Source organism: Hymenobacter edaphi (assembly GCF_003258365.1).
In the GTDB taxonomy this organism is placed as follows: domain Bacteria; phylum Bacteroidota; class Bacteroidia; order Cytophagales; family Hymenobacteraceae; genus Solirubrum; species Solirubrum edaphi.
This window is the reverse complement of the sequence record NZ_QHKM01000005.1, coordinates 106,739-128,711: the sequence shown is the minus strand read 5'-3', so window position 1 is coordinate 128,711 and position 21,973 is coordinate 106,739. Positions and strand designations below refer to the sequence as shown.

At 68.9% G+C, this 21,973-nt stretch carries 18 protein-coding genes; 10 read left to right on the top strand and 8 right to left on the bottom strand.

The features are described 5' to 3' along the window. Positions 1-45 precede the first annotated feature (45 nt). Entirely contained in the window at positions 46-1,059 is a 1,014-nt protein-coding gene (locus DLM85_RS16500) for a transglutaminase-like domain-containing protein (RefSeq protein ID WP_243636001.1), read from the top strand. A 199-nt stretch (positions 1,060-1,258) separates the two neighbouring features. Here DLM85_RS16500 and DLM85_RS16495 read toward each other — a convergent pair whose 3' ends face one another. After that, positions 1,259-2,266 (bottom strand): bestrophin family protein, encoded by a 1,008-nt coding sequence (locus DLM85_RS16495; protein WP_111479223.1) that lies wholly within the window; start codon positions 2,264-2,266, stop codon positions 1,259-1,261. A gap of 99 nt (positions 2,267-2,365) precedes the next feature. Between DLM85_RS16495 and DLM85_RS16490 the strand changes: the two genes are divergently transcribed. The 4 genes from DLM85_RS16490 (at position 2,366) to DLM85_RS16475 (ending at position 5,526) form a co-directional block, all read left to right on the top strand. Beyond that, entirely contained in the window at positions 2,366-3,598 is a 1,233-nt protein-coding gene (locus DLM85_RS16490) for a helix-turn-helix domain-containing protein (RefSeq protein ID WP_111479222.1), read from the top strand. A gap of 191 nt (positions 3,599-3,789) precedes the next feature. Continuing rightward, entirely contained in the window at positions 3,790-4,362 is a 573-nt protein-coding gene (locus DLM85_RS16485; RefSeq protein ID WP_133257106.1) for a hypothetical protein, read from the top strand. A gap of 37 nt (positions 4,363-4,399) precedes the next feature. After that, positions 4,400-5,014: a YceI family protein gene (locus DLM85_RS16480; protein WP_111479220.1), complete on the top strand. Its 615-nt coding sequence runs from the start codon at positions 4,400-4,402 to the stop codon at positions 5,012-5,014. 107 nt (positions 5,015-5,121) lie between these two features. After that, the gene (locus DLM85_RS16475; RefSeq protein ID WP_165822172.1) at positions 5,122-5,526 is read left to right on the top strand and encodes a DUF3224 domain-containing protein; all 405 of its coding nucleotides are present in this window, start codon (positions 5,122-5,124) and stop codon (positions 5,524-5,526) included. 29 nt (positions 5,527-5,555) lie between these two features. On the opposite strand, the gene DLM85_RS16470 is transcribed toward DLM85_RS16475, so the two are convergent. Both DLM85_RS16470 and proC read right to left on the bottom strand, forming a co-directional pair. Next, complete coding sequence (locus DLM85_RS16470) at positions 5,556-9,113, bottom strand: PAS domain-containing protein (RefSeq protein WP_111479218.1); 3,558 nt, start codon at positions 9,111-9,113, stop codon at positions 5,556-5,558. An 87-nt stretch (positions 9,114-9,200) separates the two neighbouring features. Continuing rightward, a complete protein-coding gene (proC, locus tag DLM85_RS16465; protein WP_111479217.1) occupies positions 9,201-10,019 on the bottom strand; it encodes a pyrroline-5-carboxylate reductase in 819 nt (272 codons plus the stop codon). A gap of 152 nt (positions 10,020-10,171) precedes the next feature. On the opposite strand from proC, the gene DLM85_RS16460 reads away from it, so the two are divergent. Further along, positions 10,172-13,210, top strand: a complete 3,039-nt coding sequence (locus DLM85_RS16460) for an ATP-binding protein (RefSeq protein WP_165822171.1) — start codon at positions 10,172-10,174, stop codon at positions 13,208-13,210. 152 nt (positions 13,211-13,362) lie between these two features. Beyond that, positions 13,363-15,798: a hypothetical protein gene (locus DLM85_RS16455; protein WP_133257105.1), complete on the top strand. Its 2,436-nt coding sequence runs from the start codon at positions 13,363-13,365 to the stop codon at positions 15,796-15,798. Between the two features lie 122 nt (positions 15,799-15,920). Here DLM85_RS16455 and DLM85_RS16450 read toward each other — a convergent pair whose 3' ends face one another. Continuing rightward, entirely contained in the window at positions 15,921-16,655 is a 735-nt protein-coding gene (locus DLM85_RS16450; RefSeq protein WP_111479214.1) for a LytR/AlgR family response regulator transcription factor, read from the bottom strand. Positions 16,656-16,826: 171 nt separating this feature from the next. Between DLM85_RS16450 and DLM85_RS16445 the strand changes: the two genes are divergently transcribed. From DLM85_RS16445 to DLM85_RS16435, 3 genes are read left to right on the top strand one after another with little or no spacing between them, the layout of a single operon-like run. After that, positions 16,827-17,150: a hypothetical protein gene (locus DLM85_RS16445; RefSeq protein ID WP_111479213.1), complete on the top strand. Its 324-nt coding sequence runs from the start codon at positions 16,827-16,829 to the stop codon at positions 17,148-17,150. Positions 17,151-17,208: 58 nt separating this feature from the next. Then, a complete protein-coding gene (locus tag DLM85_RS16440) occupies positions 17,209-17,673 on the top strand; it encodes a carboxypeptidase-like regulatory domain-containing protein (protein ID WP_133257104.1) in 465 nt (154 codons plus the stop codon). Positions 17,674-17,733: 60 nt separating this feature from the next. After that, positions 17,734-18,135, top strand: a complete 402-nt coding sequence (locus tag DLM85_RS16435) for a hypothetical protein (RefSeq protein WP_111479211.1) — start codon at positions 17,734-17,736, stop codon at positions 18,133-18,135. Positions 18,136-18,235: 100 nt separating this feature from the next. Here DLM85_RS16435 and DLM85_RS16430 read toward each other — a convergent pair whose 3' ends face one another. The 4 genes from DLM85_RS16430 to DLM85_RS16415 form a co-directional block, all read right to left on the bottom strand. Continuing rightward, positions 18,236-18,949: a DUF421 domain-containing protein gene (locus DLM85_RS16430; protein ID WP_133257103.1), complete on the bottom strand. Its 714-nt coding sequence runs from the start codon at positions 18,947-18,949 to the stop codon at positions 18,236-18,238. Between the two features lie 156 nt (positions 18,950-19,105). Continuing rightward, entirely contained in the window at positions 19,106-20,125 is a 1,020-nt protein-coding gene (locus DLM85_RS16425) for a pectinesterase family protein (protein ID WP_243635999.1), read from the bottom strand. After that, positions 20,122-21,075: a pectinesterase family protein gene (locus DLM85_RS16420; protein WP_111479209.1), complete on the bottom strand. Its 954-nt coding sequence runs from the start codon at positions 21,073-21,075 to the stop codon at positions 20,122-20,124. The genes DLM85_RS16425 and DLM85_RS16420 overlap by 4 nt, the downstream gene beginning before the upstream one ends. Beyond that, positions 21,072-21,902, bottom strand: coding sequence for a rhamnogalacturonan acetylesterase (locus DLM85_RS16415; protein ID WP_111479407.1), 831 nt, complete (start codon positions 21,900-21,902; stop codon positions 21,072-21,074). The genes DLM85_RS16420 and DLM85_RS16415 overlap by 4 nt, the downstream gene beginning before the upstream one ends. Positions 21,903-21,973: the final 71 nt, after the last annotated feature.

Sequence of the window (21,973 nt, the reverse complement as noted above, 5' to 3'; positions counted from 1 at the left end):
TGGCCGAACCCGGCGGGCTGCTGGCCGTTTCCAGGTCTTATGTTCTTGCCCGTTCGTTTTACGCCGCGCTGCGCCGGGCTGCTGGCCGCCGGCGTCGCCCTGCTGATGCTCCCTGCCGCCCAACCCGCCGCGCCCATTGTGCCGCGCGTACGCACGTTTGCCTTCGATTACCAGACCACCGTGGCCGCCGCGCCGGCCGGCACCAAGGCGCTGGACCTCTGGCTGCCCGTGCCCCACGACGACGCCTCCCAGGACGTGGGCAAGCTCAACATCGAGGCGCCCTACCCCTACGAGCTGCACACCGGCCAGTACGGCAACCGGATGCTGCACCTGCGCGTGAGCCCGGCGCCCGCCCAGCCCTTCGCCGTGGCCCTGCACTGCCAGGTTACGCGCCGGGAGCACATCAACCCGCTGCTGCCCCACGTAGCCGGCCGCCGTGCCGCCGCCGCCGACCCTCACCTTGGCCGCTGGCTGGCCCCCGACCGTCTCGTGCCCCTCGACGACTCCATCCGCATCTGGGCCCTGCGCGTGACGGCCCAGGCCGGCGCCCGCACCGACCTCGACAAGGCCCGCGCCATCTACAACCACGTGGTCAGCACCGTGAAGTACGACAAGAGCGGGCAGGGCTGGGGTCGCGGCGACATCTACTACGCCTGCGACGCGCGCCGCGGCAACTGCACCGACTTCCACGCCCTCTTCATCGGCTACTGCCGGGCGCTGGGCATTCCGGCTCGCTTCAGCATCGGCTTTCCGCTGCCGGCCGAGCGCGGCGCGGGCGAGGTGAAGGGCTACCACTGCTGGGCCGAGTTCTACACCCGGCAAACCGGCTGGGTGCCCATCGACGCCTCCGAGGCTGCCAAGAACCCCGACAAGCGCGAGTACTTCTTCGGCCACCACGACGAAAACCGCGTGGAGCTGACCCGCGGCCGCGACCTGACGCTGACGCCCCGGCAGCAGGCCGAGCCGCTGAACTACTTCGTGTACCCCTACGCCGAGGCCGACGGGCAGCCCTTCACCGGCCTCACCAACCAGTTCCGCTACCGCGACGCGACGGAGTAGGCACTAGCGGAATAATTTAGAACGTCCTGCCGAGCATGTCGCGCATCAAGGCAGGGACCCGAGACATCTCGCTCGATAGTAATCGGCTCGGTGAACAAGAAGTTACGTGTGGGCGTCAGCACGCGAGAATCTTCGCCGCGCGCCGAATGACGGTCTGTTGGGGTCGTTCAGCGTCGGGGCGGCATCACAGCAGCCGGCGCTACATCAGAATGTCGTGGACGGGCGAGAGGGGCGCGGGCAGCTCGGTTTCGTCGAGCATGTCGCGCAGGTCGATTTCGATGGTGCGCGAGATGCTGCTGATGGGCACGTCGTTGGAGCTGCCCTCGAAGGGGTTTACGCTGCTGTCGCCCACGCGGTCGATGGTCAGGAACACCCACATCAGCAGGGTGGCGAAGGGAATGTTGACCCACACCGAGTAGCCGGCCATGAAGGTGCCGTCGCCCAGCCGGTCGAACTCGCGCAGCAGGCCGAAGGGCACCAGCAGCACGAACACGTAGAGCAGAATGGTGGTGATGGAGGAGAAATTGCGCGGGTAGGGGAAGTTCTTGATGCGCTCGGCCTGGCCCTGCAGGTCGTAGAAGCGCGTGACGGCCGTCTGGAGCTGCAGCAGCTGAAACTCCGTCAGCGCCCCGGCGGCGTGCAGCTCGTTCAGCTGCTTCGACTGCAGAGCCATGAGCTGGGTGGCGCGGTTTTTCTTGCCGAGCACGTAGGTCTGCTCGGCGGCCGGCAGGTAGCGGGCCAGCTCCGGCTCCAGGGGCGCGTCGTGCTCGGGCACGCGGTAAAGCTGGGCGTACTCGCGGTTGGCGGGCTGGTTCATGTTTTCCCAGGCCCGCGGCTCGCGCAGCTGGTAGCGCAGGGCCGTCAGCCAGGCGAAGTGGCGGCCGAACAGCCCGGGCACCGCCGCCGGGGCCGTGGGCCGCAGAAAGTCGCGCACCATCACGGCGAAGGCCCGGCTGTTGTTGACGATACCGCCGTAGATCTGCCGGGCCTCCCAGAGCCGGGCGTAGCTGGAGTTGTTCTTGAAGCCCACCAGAAACGACACGGCCGTACCCAGCAGCGCCACCGGCACCCAGCTCAACGATAGGAAAGTGAAGCCGCACAAATGGTACAGCGCCGTGGGCGGCGTGGCCCAGAGCAGGCAGCGAAACAGGTCGCGGCGGGTCCAGTAGAGGATTTCGCGGAGGTGAAAGCGGCGGCCGGCGTGCATGGCGAAGGAGCGAGGAGGTGCAGGCGGCAAATAAACAGTTGAGCGGCCAAAACGAAGCGGCGGCTGCTACCTTGCCAAGGCCTCCGCCCCCGAGAAGCTATGCAGCTACCGTTTACCGTCATCGTCGTGCTTTTGCTGGCCGTGGTGGCCCAGGCCGTGTTTGCGGCGGGCCTGCTGTGGGTGGCGCCCCACAACCGCCGTCCCAACCGCTTGCTGGCCCTGCTCATGCTGGCCATTGCCCTCTGGATTCTCGACGGCTTTTTCCGCGTGGCGGGCGTCTACACCCAAAATGCCAACTGGTACTTCGCCCCGATTTACTACTCCTTCGCGTTCGGGCCGCTGCTCTACTTCTACGTGCGCAGCCTTACCAACCACGCCTTTCGCCTGCGCCCGCGCCACCTCTGGCACTTCGGGCCGGTGGCGCTGCAGGCGGCCCTCTACGCCGCCCTCCGCCTTACCGAGTACCCTACGCGCCTCTGGTTCTGGGAGCACGTGCACCGCCCGGTCACTTACCGCCTGGAGTTTATCGGCACCTGGGTGTCATTGATGGTGTACCTGGGACTGAGTTTGCACCTGCTGCGCCAGTACCGCCGCTACCTCGACGACAACTTCTCCGAAACCTCCCAGCTGCGCCTGCGCTGGCTGCGCACCCTGCTGGTGCTGCTGGCCGTGGTCAGCGCGCAGTGGCTGGTGGAAGTGGTGCTGCGCGAATTTTTCGACCTCTACTACCGCTACGACTACTCCACCGATTTGCTCGGCGTGGTCGTGTTCTGCATCGGCGTGGTGGGGCTGCGCCAGGCCGACATGCGCGCCATGCACTTCACGCCCGAAGCCGTGCCGGCCGCCGCGGCGGTAGCCGGGTCGGAAGCCGTGCCCGCCGTTGCGGCTCCGGTTGTTGCCGCTGCGGCAGTGGCAGAAGCCGAAGCTGCCGGGCCGGCCGCCGCTTCGCCCGCGCCGGGGCCCGCGCGCCCGCAGCCCGCCGTCGACGCGCAGGTGCAGGAGCGCATCCGCCGGGCGCTGGAGGACGAGCAGCTGTTCCGGAACCCCACGCTCACCCTCACCGAGCTGGCTGCTCACACCGGCCTGCCCGCCCGGCTGCTGTCCTTCACCCTCAATCAGGGCTTCGGCAAGTCCTTCAACGACCTGGTCAACGGCTACCGCGTGGCCGAGGTGCAGCGCCGTCTCGCCCGCACCACCGACGCGCAGCGCCTCACCCTGCTCGGCATTGCCTTCGAAAGCGGCTTCAACTCCAAAACCACCTTCAACCGCATCTTCAAGCAGATGACCGGCGTGGCGCCGAGCGAGTTTCAATCAAAGAATAATGAGCAATAGGCGGAACCGCGCCGGTAGGCGGGCGTAGGCTCCTGGCTCCTGGCTCCTGGCTCCTGGCTCCTGGCTCCTGGCTCCTGGCAGAATCAGGTGCCAAAACGCGCGTTGGGACGTGCCATTTCCGCCGCTGGGGCGCTTCGGGGCGGGCGGACGGCCACCTTCGGGTCGTTGTTCAACCCCAACCGAACCCGGCCATGAAACGCCCACTGTTCCTCCCATTGCTGCCCGCCCTAGCGCTGGCGCTCAGCCACCCCGCCGCGGCCCAACGCCCGGCCACCCCGGCCGCTGCCGCTGCCCCCACGGCCTGGACCGACCACACCCGCGCCCTGCCCGACAAGCTCCGCCGCGTGCCCGTCGGCCTCTCGCTCTGGCACACGCCCAACCCCAACTACCCCGAGCCCGACTCCGCCCGCCCCGGCGGCTACGTGTGGAAGCACCAGACCACCGTGCGCGCCGACGTGGCCGATCTGGAAATTGTGGAGTGCGGCAGCTTTATCTGGTACAGCGCCGCCGGCTGGCAGCCCAACATGCGCGAGACGCCCGCCGAGTTTGCCGAGCTGTTTGGCTGCCCCGACGGCCGGCTGCGGCAGGGCCAGCCCTACACCTTCGCCCGCAACTACCGCTACGCCGACAGCGCCCGGCGCCTCTACGGCGGCGACGCGCTCTGGTACATCCTGGCCAAAGACAAGCAGGGCCGGCTCTACAAAGGCATGGGGCTGATCGAAACCGAAGCCGACGTCAACGGCGCGGCCGTAGTGGGCCGCTAAGCCCGGCCGGTTCCCATCCATTTCGCTTCGACTTGCCATGAACCTGACCCCGCTCACCCGCCGCCTCGCGTCCCTGGGCCTCGCCCTGCTGATAACCCTGCTGCTGGCCGCCGGCCCGGCCGGCACCGTTTATCAACTACAGCCTGCCGCCAGCCGCCTCACCTGGACCGGCCACGCCGATATCGGCACCTACGCCCCCAGCGGCACCCTGCAGCTACGCGCCAGCACCCTGCGCTACGACGGCCGCCGCCTGCGCGCCGCCCGCGTGACGGTGGACATGCGCAGCCTGCACCACGACAACGCCCAGCTGCGGGAGCACCTGCGCGGCGCCGATTTCTTCGACGTCGAGCAGTTTCCCACGGCCGAGTTCCGGCTGCAAAGCACCAGCGGCGGCCAGGCCCGCGGCCTGCTGACCATCAAAGGCGTCGCCCAGCCCGTCACGTTTCCGCTTACGCTCACGCGCGGGGCCGCCGGCGAGCTGCGCCTGCGCGGCACGGCCAGCATCGACCGCACCCGCTTCGGCATCCGCTACAACTCCCGCAGCTTCTTTGCTGGCGTCGGCGACCAAGCCATCCGCAACGATTTTCAGCTGGCTTTCGACGTTGTAGCCCAACCCGAAACCGTGGCTGATGGACAACCGGTAAAGCCATGATTGTTAGTGTATGCACGACTAGTATTGCTATTTTTATTAGTAAATCAATAGCTATATATTTTAGCGTGAGCTATATTTGTTCCGACCACGCTAACGGGACAACGGCTATGAACAAACGCGCTTTGAGTACCCTGGAGCTAGATGCCTGGCTGGAGCAGGCCTGCCACGAAATCGACGGGCAGCCGGTGCTGGCCCGTGCCAGCGCCACCCAGCAGTTTCGCGGCGACATCGAGGGCACCGGGCAGCTGGAGGTGCTGCTCACCTACCACCCCGACGGCTCGGCCAGCTCCGTGGGGCTGGAGCGGGTGGTGGGGCGCGTGGGCGGCCGGGCGGGCAGCTTCGTGCTGGAGCACACCGGCTGCGTGGAAGACGGCGTGGCCAAGGCCCAGCTGGCCGTGGTGCCCGGCTCCGGCACCCACGACCTGGGCGGCCTGCGCGGCCGCGGCTGGTTTGTGCGCCCGCCCGGTCGCGCCGCTTCCCTCACGCTGGAGTACGAGTTTATGGAGCAATAGCCGGGCGCCGGTCCGGCGGCGAAAAGCCGCTACAGCGCCTGCTCTTCAGCCGCAACGGACTGCGCCACCGCGGGCTGGGGCCGGGGGGCGAGCGTGCCGGGCAGGTGCAGCCGGAAGGTGGTGCCCTCGTTCACCACGCTCTCGACGCTGAGGCGGCCCCCCAGCTGCTGCACGATGCGGTTGACGAGGTACAGGCCCATGCCCGAGCCCTCCACGTGGTCGTGGAAGCGGCGGAACATCTGGAACAGCTCCGGGCCGTGGCGCGCCAGGTCGATGCCCAGGCCGTTGTCCTGCACCACCAGCACCGGCTCGTTGTCCACCAGCTCGGTGGCCACGCGCACCACGGGCTCCCGGTCGGGGTGGCGGTACTTGAGCGCGTTGCTGAGCAGGTTGTAGAAGATGCTCTGCAGGTTGGGCCGTACAAACTGCAGGGCCGGTACGGCATCGAAATCGAGCGTGAAGCTGGCGCCGCGGCCCCCGGCCGGCTCCTGCAGGCTGCGGATGATTTCCTCGGCAAACGGGCGCAGCTCCAGCGGCTCGGCGGGCAGCTGCTCGTGGCGGCGCTGCACCTGCACCACGTCCGAAAGGTCCTGAATCGTGTCGTGCATCTGGTGCATGGCCCGCTCGAACATGCCGCGCAGCTCGTGCGCGGCCGGGTCGTCGAAGTGGGCCGTGCGCATCAGCTCCTCGAAGATGCCGGCCATGTTGTTGACGGGTTGCTTCAGGTCGTGCGAGGCGGTATACACGAAGTTGTCCAGGTCCTGGTTGATGCTGGTGAGCTGGGCGTTCTGGGCCTGCAGCAGCTGCTGGGCCTGCTTGAAGTCGTGGATGTCGGTGCTGGTGCCGAACCACTTCACCACCTCGCCCGCGGCGTTGCGCATGGGCGTGGCCCGGTGCAGGTACCAGCGAAACTGCCCGTCATGGGCCGAGCGCAGGCGGCCTTCCTGCTCGTACGGCTCGCCGCTGGCAATGCTGGTCAGGTACTTGCGCCGCAGCGGCAGCCGCTCGGCGGGCGGCACCAGCTCGTCGTAGCCCTGGCGCAGCGCCTGCTCCACGGGCACGCCGGTTACCTCGGTCCAGCGCTGGTTGAGGTAGTCGAGGCGGCCGTCGGGGCGGGCCGTCCACACCACCTGCGGAATGCTTTCGGCCATGAAGCGGAAGCGCGCCTCCGAGCGCAGCAGCTCGTCGCGCAGCTCTTTCTGCTCGTGGTGGTCGACCACGGTACCGTACCAGCGCAGGGCCTGGCCATCGGGGCCGAGCTCGGGCACGGCGCGGCACACCTGCCAGCGGTACTGCCCGTCGTGGTGCAGCAGGCGGTACTCAAATTCCAGCGGCGTGTTCTGGGCAATGGCCCGGGCGTAGGTGGCGTAGGCGCGGGGCCGGTCGTCGGGGTGAATGAGCGTGGGCCACACCGCGTCGGCGTCGGTGCCGGGCGGGTAGCCGGTGAGCTGGTGCCACTGCGGGCTGAAATACTCCAGCCGCATGTCGGGCGAGAGGATAAAGGAAATGGCCGGCAGGGCCTCGGTCATGCGGCGCAGCTGCATGGCCTGGCGGGTTACTTCGGCCTGCAGCTGCTCGGCCCGCTGCCGGTCGCGCACCTGCTCGGTCACGTCGAGGGCGAAGGAAAGGATGCCGCGCGAGGCCGGGCGGCCGGCCAGCTCGGGCAGCAACTGGTAGCTGAAGTTGAAAAAGCGCGTTTCCAGCTGCCCGGTTTCGGGCACCCGGATATCGACGCGCTGCTCCAGGGCCGCAAACGGCTCCCCGGTCTGGTACACCCGGTCGAGCACCTCGACGAAGCCCTGCGCGGCCACTTCGGGCTGGGCGTCCACCACGCGCCGGCCCAGCTGCACCCGCTCGCCCACCAGCGCCTGCATCTGCGGCGAGAGGTAGGTGTAGCGGTGCTCGGGGCCTTCCATGGTGTTGATGATGGCCGGCAGGGTGTGCAGCATGCGCCGCAGCTGCTCGTCTTGCTCTTCCAGCCGCTGCTGCAGCCGCTTCTGGTCGTCGATGTCGACGCTGGAGCCGTACCAGCGCTGCACCTGGCCCTGGGCATCGAGCAGGGGCACGGCGTGGGTGAGCACCCAGCGGTAAGTGCCGTCGTGGCGGCGCAGGCGGTACTCGCCGCGCCAGGGCCGGTGCAGGCGGCGGCCCTCGGCGAACAGCTGGCGCATGCGCGCGGTATCGTCGGGGTGCACGGGCTCGTCCCAGTGAGCGAGGGCGCTGGCCAAGTCCTGGCCGGTGTAGGCCTGGCGCTGGGGGTTCACGTAGAGCATGCGCCCCGCGGCGTCGGTGATGTACACGTACAGCGGCAGCGACTCCACCAGCAGGCGGAACTGCTCGTTCTGCTGGCGCACTTCTTCCTGCAGCTCGGCGGCCCGCTGCTTGGCCTGTACCCGCCGCGTCACATCCACCCCGAACACCAGCACGCCCGTCGACTGGCCCTGCTCGTCGGTGAGGGGCTGAAACACGCCGTCGAAGTAGCGCGGCTGCCCGGCCGTGGCCGCGGGCGGGGTGCTCACGGGCAGCTCCTCGAGCGCGTAGGGCTGCTGGGTGCGGTACACCTGATCGAGGATGAGGGCCAGGCCGCTGGGCTGCAGGTCGGGCAGCACCTGGGCGGCGGGCCGGCCCAGCTCCGCGCTCGGGCCCAGCAGCTCGCGGCTGCGCTCGTTCACGAAGGTATAGATGTGCTCGGGGCCCTGCAGCGTGGCCACGTAGGCGGGCAGCAGCCGCAGAATCTGTTGCAGCTCCCGGTCCTTGTCGTTGACCTGCTGCTGGCTGAGCTTCTGCGCGTGAATATCGGTGCCGGTGCCCACCCAGCTGGTGATGCCGCCGTCGGCGCTGCGGCGGGGCACGGCCTGCACCAGCAGCCAGCGGTACTGGCCGTCGTAGCGGCGCAGGCGGTATTCCACCTGGTAATCGGTGCCGTGGGCCAGGGCCAGCCGCCAGGCTTCGTTGACGGCGGCGCGGTCGTCGGGGTGAATGTCGTCGAGCCAGCCCCACTCCTGGGCCTGGGCCAGGGTGCGGCCGGTGAAGCGCAGCCAGCCCGGGTTCTGGTAGTCGGCCGTGCCGTCGGCGCGGGTGGTCCAGAGCATCAGCGGCAGGGCTTCGAGCATGAAGCGAATCTGCTCCTGACTTTCGGCCAGGTTTTGCTGCGCCAGCCGGGCGCGCTGCTCGGCCAGGTGCCGCTCGGTCACGTCTTCGGTTTGCTGCAGGATGTAGCGCAGCGCCCCGTCGTCGCCGATGATGGGGTAGTGCGTGGCCTGCCAGTAGCGCTCCTCCAGGCCGCCGCCCAGCGCGGCGGGCCGCTCCAAATCGTAGCGAATCAGCGGCATGGTGTGCGGCTCGCGGCTGCGGCGCACGTGCTCGATAGAGGCCCGCAGCACCTCGGCCTCGTTCTGGTCGGCGGCCGGGAAAGCCTCGAACAGCGGGCGGCCCGCCACCTCGGCGCGGCTTTTCATGGCCACGGCCGCGTGCCGCTCGGTGTTATCGACGATGGTCAGGGCCGCGTCGGGCGCCAGCAACAGGTAGTTGCCCGGCAGATGCCGAAACAGGGCCAGGTAATCGGACAACGCAGTGGGAGGCACCATATAGGACCGACGAGCGAACGGGAGGGGAGGAAGGGGCGCGGCGCGGTCTGCCCGCAGGCGTGGCCGTGGTTTAAATGTACCGATAAATCAGTCGGGCTGATAGAGCTTGCCCGCCTTGTCGGCCGACACCTTGATGCCCTTGATCAGCGCCGAGCTGAAGCCCTGGTGCTCCATCTCGTTGAGCCCCGCGATGGTGCAGCCCTTGGGCGAGGTGACCTTGTCGATTTCCTGCTCGGGGTGCGAGGCCAGCTGCAGCAGCAGGTCGGCGGCGCCCTTGGCCGTCTGGGCGGCCATTGTCAGCGCGTCGTGGGCGTGAAAGCCGATTTCGGTGCCGCCCTGCGAAGCAGCCCGGATGGCACGCAGGAAAAACGCCACCCCGCAGGCGCACAGGGCCGTGGCCGCGGTCATCAGCTCCTCCTGAATGCGCACGCTCACGCCCACGGTGTTGAACAGCCGCTCCACCAGCTCCATATCGGCGGCCGGGGCGTCGTCGGTGGCCAGGCAGGTCATCGACTGCCCGATGGCAATGGCCGTGTTGGGCATGGCCCGCACCACCCGCACCGGCAGCCCGAGCCGCTCCCGAATGGCCGCGCAGCTCACCCCCGAGGCCACCGACACCAGCAGGTGCCGGGCCGGGTCGACGGCGGGGCGAATCAGGTCGAGCAGCTGATCGAGCTGCTGGGGCAATACGGCCAGCACCACCAGGTCGGCGCCCTCGAGGGCAGCGCGGTTGTCGGCCGTGACGCGGTAGCCGGCCTGGGCCAGCGGGGCCAGGGCCGCCACGTTGCGGCGGGTGAGGGTGATGGTGGCGGGCGCGGTCAGGCCGGCTTTCACCAGGCCCCGGGCCAGCGAGAGGCCGATGTTGCCGCTGCCCAGAATGGCAATGCGCAGGGAAGTCGTGTCCATAGGGTGCAATAGTAGGGGGCGCAGACGGGTTTCTTTCGCACGCCGTTGCGCGATGTTCGCCCAGCAAAAGGCGCCGTTGGACGAGAAGCCGCCCCGGAACCCGCCCCGGCCGGCTATTTTCGATGGTTGAATTGCTCTCGATTACCGCTACGATGTCCGTCCCCAACACCGTAAATCCCGTCGACCTGCAGGCCGCGCTGGCCCAGGCCGAAGCCCGCAATGCCGAGCTGACGGCTGCCCTCCACCGCGCCACCGCGCAGGTCGCGCAGTCGGCGCACCAGCTCCGCACCCTGGCCGACAACCTGCCCGTGGGCGTGCTGCACGTCGCGGCCGACCACACCGTGCAGAGCGTCAACGCGCTGTACTTCGCCCTGCTGGGCATCGACGGCGACGCGGCCGAGTGGCAGGGCCGGGCCGTGGACGGGCTGGTGGAGCTGGTAGGCCGCCACCACACCGGCGCCAACGGCCAGCCGCTGACCACCGGCGCCGACGACACGCTGGTGCTGCCCGACGGCCGCGTGCTGCGCCGCACCCAGCAGCCCCTGCCCGCGGGCGGCTACCTGGAGCACCTCTGCGACGTGACCCGTGAAGACCTCGACGAGGGCATGCTGGCCGCCGCCAGCATCCCCGAGCAGAGCCCCTACCCGATGGTGCGCTACGCCCTCGGCGGCGAGGCCCTCTACGCCAACCCCGCCGCCTGGCGCCTGCGCCAGCGCCTGACGCCTGAGCAGCAGCAGCAGGCCCGTGCGCAGTACTACGCCATGGCCGCCGAAGCCCTGCGCACCGCCGAAGCCCGGCAGATGGAGCTGCAGATCGGCGAGGGGCAGTACATTGCCTACGTGGTGCCCTTCGCCGCCGCCGGCTACTACAACCTCTACCTGCTCGACATCACCGAGCGCTACCACGCCCAGGCCCAGACGCGCGCCAGCGAAGCCAAGCTGCACGCCCAGCAGCGCTTCACCCAGCACATCCTCGACTCGATTCCGAACACGGTGATGGTGCGCACCGTGGCCGGCCACGAGCTGTTTTCGAACCGCGCCTTCCGCGAGCTGATGCAGCAGAGCCTGCAGACCGACGAGGCCATTATGGCCGAGTACCGCGCGGCCTCCGAGCGGGTGTTGCGCACCGGCCGCGACGAGGCCCTGAACGTGCCCTTCACCCTGCACAGCGGCGACGTGCGCTGGCTGCACGTGGAGCTGCGCCGCCTGCCCCGCCCCGACGAGGAAGCGGCCATCCTCATCGTCTCGACCGACGTGACCGACCTGACCGAGGCCCAGCGCGAGCTGACCCGCAACGAGCGGCGCTACAACGAGCTGATGGACTATGCCCAGGCCCTGATCTGGACCCACGACCTCGACGGGCGCATCCTCTCGGCCAACCCGGCCCTGAGCGCCATGCTCGGCCTCGGCACCCAGGACCTCACCGGCCGCCCCCTGCAGGACGCCATCGACGAAGAGCGGCACGCGGCCGTGGCGGAGTACCTGCGCCTGATCCGGGAGCAGGGCGAGCACGCCAGCGTGGTGAAGCTGCGCGACCAGCAGGGCGGCCTGCACTACGTGCAGCAGTACAGCCGCCTCGTCGACGAGCCCGGCGAGGAGGCGCACGTCATGGCCTTCGGCCACGAAATCACGGAGCGGGTGCTGGCCCAGCGCGCCACCCTGCAGGCCAAGGAAGCCGCCGAAGCCGCCGCCACGGCCCGCGCCAACTTCCTGGCCAACATGAGCCACGAAATCCGCACGCCGCTCAACGGGGTGCTGGGCATGGCCACTTTGCTGAGCAAAACCCCGCTCGACGGCCGTCAGACGCAGTACCTCGACGTCATCCGCTCGTCGGGCCAGCACCTGCTGGGCGTCATCAACGACGTGCTCGACATTGCCAAAATCAGCTCGGGCAAGGTGGAGTTTGAGCAAGCGGCCTTTAACCTCTGCGACTCGATGGGCGCCGCCATTCAGCCCCTGGTGCTGCAGGCTGCCCAGAAGGGCCTCACCTTCAGCGGCACCCCGCTGCGCACCAGCTGCGCCTACCCCTGGGTGACGGGCGACGCGCACCGGCTCAACCAGATTCTGATCAACCTGACGGCCAACGCGGTGAAGTTTACCGACGCCGGCGGGCACATCGACGTGGTGGGCGAGCTGCTCGCGGAAACCGACCACACCATCTCGGTGGAATTCCGGGTGCGGGATACCGGCCCGGGCATCGCGCCGGAGCGGCTGGAGCGCATCTTCGACTCGTTTACGCAGGCCTACGCCGACACCTCGCGCAAGCACGGCGGTACCGGCCTGGGCCTGACCATCTCGCGCGCCCTGGTCGAGCAGATGGGCGGCACGCTCACCGTCACGAGCGAGCTGGGCCAGGGCAGCACCTTTGCTTTCCAGGTGACGCTGCCCAAGGCCGACCGCGCGCAGCTGCCCGCGGCCAGCGGCCCGGCCCCGCTCGACACCGGCGCCCTGCACGGCAAGCGCGTGCTGCTGGTGGAAGACAACGAAATCAACCGCGACGTGGCCCGCCTGCTGCTGGAACAATGGGGCGTGGTGGTGGAGGAAGCCGTCAACGGCGAGGCGGGCGTGCAGCAGTTCTACGCCGCCGCCTACGACGCGGTGCTGATGGACATTCAGATGCCGGGCATGAACGGCCTGGAAGCCACCGCCTGCCTGCTGCAGCACCCCGACCCCGCGCGCGCCGCCACGCCCATCGTGGCCCTGACGGCCAACGCCTTCCGCGAGGACAACGAGCAGTACCTGGCCGCCGGCATGACCGCCACCCTGGCCAAGCCCTTCGACGAAGCTGACCTCTACCGCACGCTGGTGCAGGTGCTGGAGCACCCCGCCGCCCCCGCCGCCCCGGCCTACGACCTGCAGCCCCTGCGCGACATGGCCCGCGGCAAGGAAGCCTTCGTCACCAAGATTATCCGCTCCTTCCTCGCCAACATGCCCGACAGCCTGCTGGAGCTGCAGGCCGCCGCCGCCGGCGCCAACTGGCCCGCCGTGGCCCGCATCGTGCACCACATCAAGCCCAACCTGACGGCCCTGCGCGTGCCCGGCACCGAAGCCCCGGTGGCCCAGCTGGAGCAGTTCCGCCACGACGTGCCCGTGCACCTGCCCGACCACGAGCTGCGTGCCTCGGCCGCCCAGCTGGCGCAGGCCGTGCAGCGCGCCCTGCGCCAGCTGCCGCGGGAGCTGCCGGCGGAGTAAAGCGGTCCGTGCGAGCGAAACCGAAGCAATCGGTCCTGGCCAATGTGCCGCCCAACAAATGAGCACCGCCCGGAACTGTCGTCTGCAGTTCCGGGCGGTGCCATTTTCGGTTGGTAGGGATTTTCACCACCTTTGAAGCAGATAAGCGCTTTATGAAGAGTCTGCTATTGCTGATTGCGTTGGTATTGAGTAGTGGGCGGACCGCGCGGGCGCAGACGGCCCTGCTGAGCGAAGATTTTGAAACGGGCACGCTGGGCGGCTTTACCGCCGTCAACGGGCAGCAGCCGCCGGCCTGGTACGTGGGCCCGGCCCCGGGCAACGGGCCGCGCTGGGCAGGTACTACGGCGGCTTTCGTGTCGACCAGTGCCGGCACCTACGGGCCGCTGGCGGGCCTGAGCGGGGTGGTGCACCTGTACCAGGACGTGACGTTTCCGGCCCAGCCCGCCGACTTCGTCCTGCGCTTCGACTTCCGCAGCCAGGGGGCGCTGGATGTGCTGCTGGTCCCGACGTCCTACCAGCCCACGGCCGGCGTGCGGCCCGCGGGCCCGACGGTCATGCAGCTTAGTGCCAACCTGCAAAGCGGCGGGGCTTACACCTCGACCTGGCTGCGCCTGCCCGGGGCCCTGGCCGGTACCACCCAGCGCCTGATTTTCACCTGGGCCAGCGCCTCAGCGGTGCCGGCCGCGCTGCCGGCCGTGCTCGATAACGTGCTGCTGACGGCCGGCGCCCCCGCCGCCCTGGCCGGCACCTACACCCTCGACCGCCGACAGCCCCGCGGCCCGCGCAACTTTCAGAGCCTGACCGACGCGGTGTACCAGCTGAACACGGCCGGTACCAGCGCCCCGGTCACGGTGAACATAGCGGCGGGTCAGCGCTTCACCGAGCTGGTGCCCCAGCTGTGGGGCACGAACACGGACCCGGTCGTTTTCCAGAAGCAGGGCGCGGGCGCTAACCCTGAGCTGCAGAGCGGCAACATCGACCTGGTGGGCGCCCACCACCTCACCTTCGACGGCCTCGACATCGTGCCGGGGCCGGAAGCCGTGGGCCGCGAGGCGGGCTACGCCATATCGGGGGCCTTCGACCAGGGCAGCCACGATATCCGCATCCGCAACGCCCGCATCACCATGCGGCAGGACCAGCCGCACACCAAGGGCATCTACCAGCGCAACCTGCTGCTGGCCAGCAGCGGCCCCGCCGACTCGGCCCTGGTGAACCGGCGCATCCGCTACGAAAACCTGCAGATTCAGCAAAGCCGCCACGGCATCTGGGTGACGGCCGGCGTGGGCAACGTGCCCGACTTCGACGTGGAGGTGGCCCGCGTAACCATCGGCGACGGCACCTCGGGCAGCATTGGCTACCCCGCGGCCGGCGCCGGCTACGAGGCCTACGGCATGTACTTTATGCGCGTCAATGGCCTGAACGTGCACGACAACCTGGTGCAGAACGTGGTCAGCCGCACGAATGCGGCGGTGGGCATCTACGCGTATGACCTGATGGGGCCGCGGCCGGCGGTATTTGCCAACAACCGCGTCCGCGACATCGAATTCCGCCACCCGGCCGACCCGGCCATGTTTGCCTCCCTGCCGGCCCTCGTCCGGGGCCTGTGGCTGCTGCAGGCGCCGGCTTTCCGGGCGTTGGCCGCCGGCCACCCGCTGCGGGTGTACAACAACGAAATCAGCGAGCTGCGGCACGGCCTGGACCCGGGCGCGGCCCAGCCCACCACCCGCGACGGGCAAACCCACGGCGTGCTGGCCGACCTGGGGGGGATGGCCGGCAGCGCCCTGCTATTCGCCCACAACACGGTGGCGGTGGCCGCTCCGGCCTGGGCGGGCTTCAGCAGCACGGCCCTGTGGGTGAGCACCAAAAACCAGCAGTACGGCACGGCCGAGGTGGTCAACAACCTGCTGCTCAACCTGACGCCGGCCATCAGCCCGGTCACGGCCACCACGGTGCAGGCGGTGGTCGACGTAGGCATTCCGGCCACCCAGGCCACGCCGCCGCTCACCCGCGTGCGCATGGACCACAACGACCTGGTGCTGGCCACGGCCGGTACGCAGCGCCGCCTGGGCACCTACTACGCCGGACCGGCGGCGGGCACGCAGGCATACGCCGCGCTAGCCGCCTGGCAAACCGGCACCGGCTTCGACCAGAACTCCCGCAGCCTCGACCCGCAATTCGGCACGGGCCCGCGGCTGCGCCCCACTGCTGCGGCCCTCGACAACGCTGGCACGCCCCTGGCGGCCGTAACCACCGATCTGGAGGGCACCACGCGCGGCGCCGTGCCCGACGTGGGGGCGTATGAGTTCGGGGCCGGCATCACCGCGGCCACGACCCCGCGCCCGGCGCTGGCCCAGCCGTGGCCCGTCCCCTTCGCCGACGAACTGACCGTGGCCACGCCCGGTACGGCCCTCGGGGCGGGGCAGCTGGAGCTGCTGGACGCGCTGGGCCGGGTGGTGCGCCGGCAAGCCGTGCCCCGCTACAGCGAAGCGGTACGGCTCACGGGCCTGCACAGCCTGCCGCCCGGCGCGTACTGGCTGCGCCTGAGTGGGCCCGCCGGCCCGCAGTATACCCGGCAACTGGTGCACTAAGCGCCGCGGCTGCCGGATGCCCGCTTGGCGTGCGTGGGCGCCCAGCCCGAAACCACCACGGCCGCGCCGGGAGCTTCCCGACGCGGCCGTGGCGCGTTTGTGCGTCATCACCCCTGGCTGTTTTACAGCCCCCGCAGCTGCTTCATAAACTCCTCGGCGTAGCTTTTGCCCACCGGCACTTCGTAGCTGCCGAGCTGCAGCATATTGTCCTGCACCGCGTCGATGCGGCGGGTGTTGACGATGTAGGAGCGGTGTACCCGGCGGAAGTGGGCGAAGGGCAGGCGCTCCTCCAGGGCCTTGAGGGTGATGTAGACGATGTGCTTCTGCGTCTCGGTGACCAGAATGGAGTAGGTCGACATGGCTTCGATGAAGAGCACGTCGTTGAAGTCGAGGCGGATGAGCTTGTTGTTGACTTTCACGAACAGCTCGGAGTCCTCCACCTTCAGGTTGGCCGCTTCGGCCGGGGCGGGCGCGGCGGCGCGGCGCGGCTCGCGCACGCGGTCCACGGCCTTGAGGAAGCGGCCGTAGTCGACGGGCTTGACCAGGTAGTCGGTCACGCGCAGGTCGAAGGCGTCGACGGCGAAGCTGGGGTGGGAGGTGACCATGACCACGTCGGGGGCGGGGGAGGGCAGCAGCGGCACCAGCTCCAGGCCGCTGAGCACGGGCATTTCGATATCGAGGAAGAGCACGTCGACGGGGGGCTGAACCGAGCGGGTGAGGGCCAGCGCGGCGCGGGCGTCGGGCAGCGAGGCCACCAGCTCCAGGCCGTCGGTCAGGCTCACGTAGTGCTCCAGCGTGAGGCGGTTGATTTCATTGTCGTCGACGATAACGACGCGCAGAACAGAGGAGGCGGGCATAAGGAGCAACAGGGAAGGCGGGCGGAGAGAAGGGATTGGCAGAGCCGGCGCCGTCGTTCGCACAGCTATACGTAGCGCCGGGCAAAATACGCAGCAGAGCTATCTGGGACGAAACTAAGTTTGAATTAAAACAACTGTCCAGCTTTTCGATAAACCCCCCGCTCTGGCTCGATGAAACAGCTTCTACTCCTGCTTGGTTTGCTCACGGGCCTGGCCGCGCAAGCCGCGGAGAAGCCGCGCCGGCCGGCCGTCGCCGCGCCGCGCCCGGCGGCCGACTCGGTGCAGCAGCGGGCCGCCTGCCGCACCCGCTACCTGACCGACGTGCTGCACCTGAGCAGCCGGCAGGCCCTGGCCGTGCGCCGCTGCGCCTACGAGCAGGCCGCCGCGGTGGCCACCGCCCCGGCCCGGCAGCGCTTCGACGAGCAGATGCTGCGCATTCTCACCCCTGGCCAGTACAGCGCCTTCGTGTGGCTGGCCGAAAGCCTCTCCCACTAGCCGCCCGGGTTGCCGCCCGCCGTCTGGTGGTTTCTTTCTCCTTATTACCACACCTGCCATGCATCTTCTTGTTTTGCTAGCCGCCGCGCTGCTCAGCTCCGCTGCCTTCGGGCAGGTGCGGGCCCCGGGCGCCGGCGGCTCCAAGGTTCGCCCCGCCCGGGTGGCCGCCCCGCCCGCCAAGGGCGCCGCTGCGCCGGCCAAGACTGCCGCTGCGCCGGCCCCGGGGACCAAGCCCGCCGTCCACGAGCTGTTTGCCGTGACCGTATCGGGCAGCATCACCGATGCGGAGGGCCTGCCGCTGCCCGGCGCCACCGTCTGGAACCCGAGCACCCACGAAATTCTGGCCGTCACCAATGCGGAGGGCGAGTTTACGCTGAACCTGCCCACCAACGCCGCCGTGACGTTGACTTGCGGCTATGCCGGCTTCGGCGACCAGCAGATCAAGCTCCGCCAGCCCCACCGCAACAACGACTTTGTCATCAGCCTGGAGCCCACCGCGCCCAAAGTGCCCAGGGCTCATTAAGGCCCCCCCGCCTCGATTTTTCTCCTTTTTCCACACCGCTTGCCGCACGCACACCACACCATGCAACGTAACCGCCGCTTCCTGCTCGCCCTTTCGCTGACCGCCCTGCTGCTGCCCGGCCTGAGCTTCACCAGCTTCGGGGCCAACGAGCCCGTGCTCAACCCCGGGGCCAAAGATGCTGCCGACCAGGGCGCCCTCTCCATCACCCTCTACCTGACCGACGCGCTGCACCTCTCGCAGGCCCAGGCCCAGGCCGTGCGCGCGTGCACCCGCCACGAGCTGGAGCAGCTGGCTGCCACGCCCGGTGCCGCCACCCCCGCCACTGCTCCGCTGCAGGTGCAAAAGGAGTACGAGCTGGCCATGGCCCGGATTCTGAACCCCGAGCAGTACCGCTCGTTTCAGCTGCTGGAGCGCGGCCCGCTGGTGGTATCCACCGTGTCGCGGGTGCTAGCCGCCCGGTAAGTAAGAGTTGTCTGTAAAAAGGCGTTGTCGGTTGCCAGGTCGTTCGAATGCGGAACGATGCTGGCAACCGACAACTCTTTTACAGGCAACAGACAACTGCTTACGCCTGGCGGCGGGTGGTGCAGGCGGGCACCCAGGCGTCGGCGCGGCACACGGGGCAGGGGCGGGCCGTGCCGCGGGCCAGCTCCAGCACGTGGCCGCACTGGCAGCAGGCGTGCTGGCCGGCTTCTTCCACCCGGCGGCGCTCCTGCTGCAGGCGCTCGGGCCAGATGGGCAGGCCGGGGCGCACGTCGGCGTCTTCGCAAAAGTACACGCTGACGTCGCCGGTGGCCTCGATGTAGGCGCGGCGTACCTGGCCCAGGTGCTCCACCTGCCGCTGGCGCAGCTCCCCGAACAGCTCCTTTTGCGTCAGGTTCTGGCGGCGGAAGTTGGGAATGTTCACTTCCCCGTCTTCTACCAGCAGCACCGGGGCGCCCTCCAGCCAGTCGCTGAAGCGCGGAAACCACTCGGTGAGGCGGTTGAAGAGCAGGTACAGCCCCGACACGGCGGCAAAGACCACCGCCACGTGGGTCAGCGGCACGTCGTCGTAGAACATGGCGTCGCCGGCGGCCGAGCCCAGCGCGAGGATGATGCTCAGCTCGAAAATGCTCAGCTGCCGCACCCCGCGCCGCCCCGTCACGCGCAGGGCCGCCAGGGTGAGCAGGTAGGTGATGACGCAGCGCATCAGTACTTCCAGCAGGAAAAGCGGCGGGGCATCGGCCCAGAGCAGGCGCTGCCAGTCGAAGGGCGTGATGGGGGCTTGGAGTAGAAGCATGGCGGCAACGGGCAACAGCTGCCGGGCGCCGGCAGCCACAATGAAATACGCAGCCCCCGCACGGCGGGGGCTGCGTGTTCTACGAAGCTCGGCCGTAATGGCTGCGCCGGGCCGCTGCTGATGCCCGCGCCGGAAAGGTCAAGATGGAGGATTGTATCAGCGGCCGGCCGCGGGCGGCGGGGCCGCCGGCACCCACGCATCCTGCTGCCCGCCAAAAATGCGCGCCACCGTGTACGGCCGCGCCTGCCGCCGCGTGAGCTGCCGGCTCCAGGCCACGCGCTGCCCCGCCGGCGCCCCCGGCCCCGTCGACTGGTACTCGGCGTAATAGGCCGTCTGCTCGTTGGCGGGCTTGCCCCAGTTGTGCCAGCCTTCGGGCCGGATGTGGGCGCCCAGCTCGCAGCGCACGAGCACCGTGCGGGCGTAGGGCCGCCATGGCCGGCCCAGGTACACCTTGTGGGCCGCCGGGGCCGCCGTGAAGCGGCAGTCGAGAAACACAAAGCCGTAGCGCTGCCGCGGGGTGGTGGAGGCCGCCGTCACGTACGAATCCTTCAGGCTGTGCAGCGTGCAGTGGTCGAAGACGGCCGTGGCGCTGCCGAAGAGGAAATCGGTGGTGCCCTCGATGAGGCAGTTCTGGTAATACTGCCGGCTGTTTTCGGCGGCGGCAAACAGCGTATCCTGGTGCCCCCGGATGCGGCAGTGGCGGAACGCGGCCCGGTCGCCGGTCACGTGCAGGGCCACGGCCTGGCCCACCGGCCCGGCCGCGTTTTCGATGGTGAGGTTTTCGGCTCCGAAGTCGTTGCCTTCCACCTTCAGCGAGTAGGAGGAATAGGTGTTGTGGCCGGCCGCGTCGCCGGTGTGGTCGGCCCAGGTCAGGATGGTCTGGTCGCGGTCCTCGCCCACGAGGCGCACGTTGGTTTTGTGAGCGGGCACCAGCAGCTTTTCGCGGTACACGCCCCGACGGATGAAGATGGTGACCGGCTGCTGGGCCAGGTCGCGCACGGCATTCACGGCTTCCTGCACGGTGCGGAAGTCGCCGGAGCCGTCGGGGGCCACCACCAGGCGCAGGCGCTCGGCCGGCGGGGCGGTGGCGGGCGCCGGCGGCGCGGCCGGGGTTTGGGCCAGGGCAGGCGTCGCGCTCAGCAGCGCCAGCAGCAGGGGCCAGCAGGGCTTGCTCACAGGTCCAGCTTGGGGTTCCAGTTCCGGAATACGCGCTCCACGGTGTACTGCCGGGCTTCCTCGTCGCTGAGCTGGCGGCTCCACAGCACGCGGCGGGCCGGCTGAGCACCCGGGCCGCGGTTCTGGTATTCGGCGTAGCGCGCCGTCTGCTTGTTGGTGTCCTTGTCCCAATGGTCCCAGCCCGCGGCCCCGATCTGCGGGCCCAGCTCGCAGCGCAGAAACACCGTTTTGGCGTGGGGGCGCCAGGGGCGCCCGAGCAGGAAGGTGCCGGCCGGGGCGTCGCCGGTCACGCGGCAGTTGTTGAACACGTAGCCATAGCGCACGCTGTCGGGGGTGGAGGCGGCCGTCACGTAGCCGTTTTTCTTGCAAAAGAGGGTACAGCCCTCAAACCACGCCGTGGAGGAGCCGAAGATGAAGTCCACCGTGCCCTCGATGTAGCAGTCCTGGTAATACTGCCGCGAGCCGTAGCCGTAGGTGTAGAGCGTGTCCTGAAAGCCGAGGAAGCGGCAGTTTTTGAAGCGCATCCGGTCGCCGGCCACCCACAGGGCCACGGCCTGCCCCACCGGCCCCGAGGAGTTCTGGAAGGTGAGGTTTTCGGCCGTGAAATCGGTGCCGTAGAGGTAGCCGCTGGCCGAGCCCGAGGTACCCTTATCCTCGCCGAAGATGTTTTTCTTCTGGTTGTAGTCGTCGTAGGTCAGGATGGTCTGGTCGCGGTCCTCGCCGATGAGGCGCACCAGGTTTTTGGAGCCAGCCAGCACCAGCTTTTCCTTGTAAGTGCCCTTCTTGACGAAGATGGTGGTGACTTTCTTGCGGAAGTCGGGCACGGCGTTGAATGCCTCCTGCACCGAGCGAAACTGCCCCGAGCCGTCCTGGGCCACCACGAAGTCGTAGGCGCAGGCGCGGCCGAGCGTGAGCCAGCCCAGGCAGATAAGTAAGAGTAGGTGTTTCAAGGAGTAGTGGGTTGAGCGTCTTTGCCGGCCGGCGTGGGCGGCACGGCGTTTTTGGGCAGGGGCTGGGCCAGGTGGTCGGAGAGGCCCGGCAGCTGCTGCGCCCTGATTTCACCGACCACCAACTGGGCCATCTTCCGCGCCCCCAGCTCCGAAAAGTGGGTGTTGTCGTTGCGGCCGTAAGGGTAGTTGGGATGGTCGCCCGGGGCCAGCTGCAGAAACAGCAGCTTGCTGTTTTCCTCGCCGAACTGCTGCAGCAGCGCCCGGCTCATCCGGTCCAGGTCAATCAGCGGCACCTGCTGGGCCCGGGCCAGCTCGGTGGTGGCGGCGGAGTAGGGCGCGTGGGTTTCCTGCTGGCGGCCGTCCTTGAACTTGCGCCGCGTCACCGGGGTGATGAGCACCGGGTAGGCCCGCTTCGCCCGCGTTTCCTGCACGAATTTCAGCAGGTTGCGGCGGTAGTCCTGGGGCGAGGTGTAGCGGTCCGGGTGGGCTTCCGATTCGTCGTTGTGGCCGAACTGCATCAGCACGTAGTCGCCCGGCTGCAGCGCGTCGACTACGTGCTGCCAGCGGTTTTCGGCCAGGAAGGTGCGGGTGCTGCGCCCGTTCTGGGCGCGGTTGTCCACCACCACCGTCGTGTCGAAAAACGTGCTGAGCGGCATGCCCCAGCCGGTTTCGGGAAACGTCTGTCGCACTTTCTGGGCAATGGTGGAGTCGCCGATGAGGTAGAGCCGGAGCTTCCGGGGCGGCGCGGTGGGCCCGGTAAAAGCCGCCAGCAGCAAAAGCAGCAGGCTCAGCGGCAGGAAATGGCGCAGGGAGGGGCGGTAATGCATAGAGGCGCGGGTAAAAAAGGCCGTCATGTCGAGCGCAGCCGAGACATCTCGCTGGATAGTAATTCCTTCGT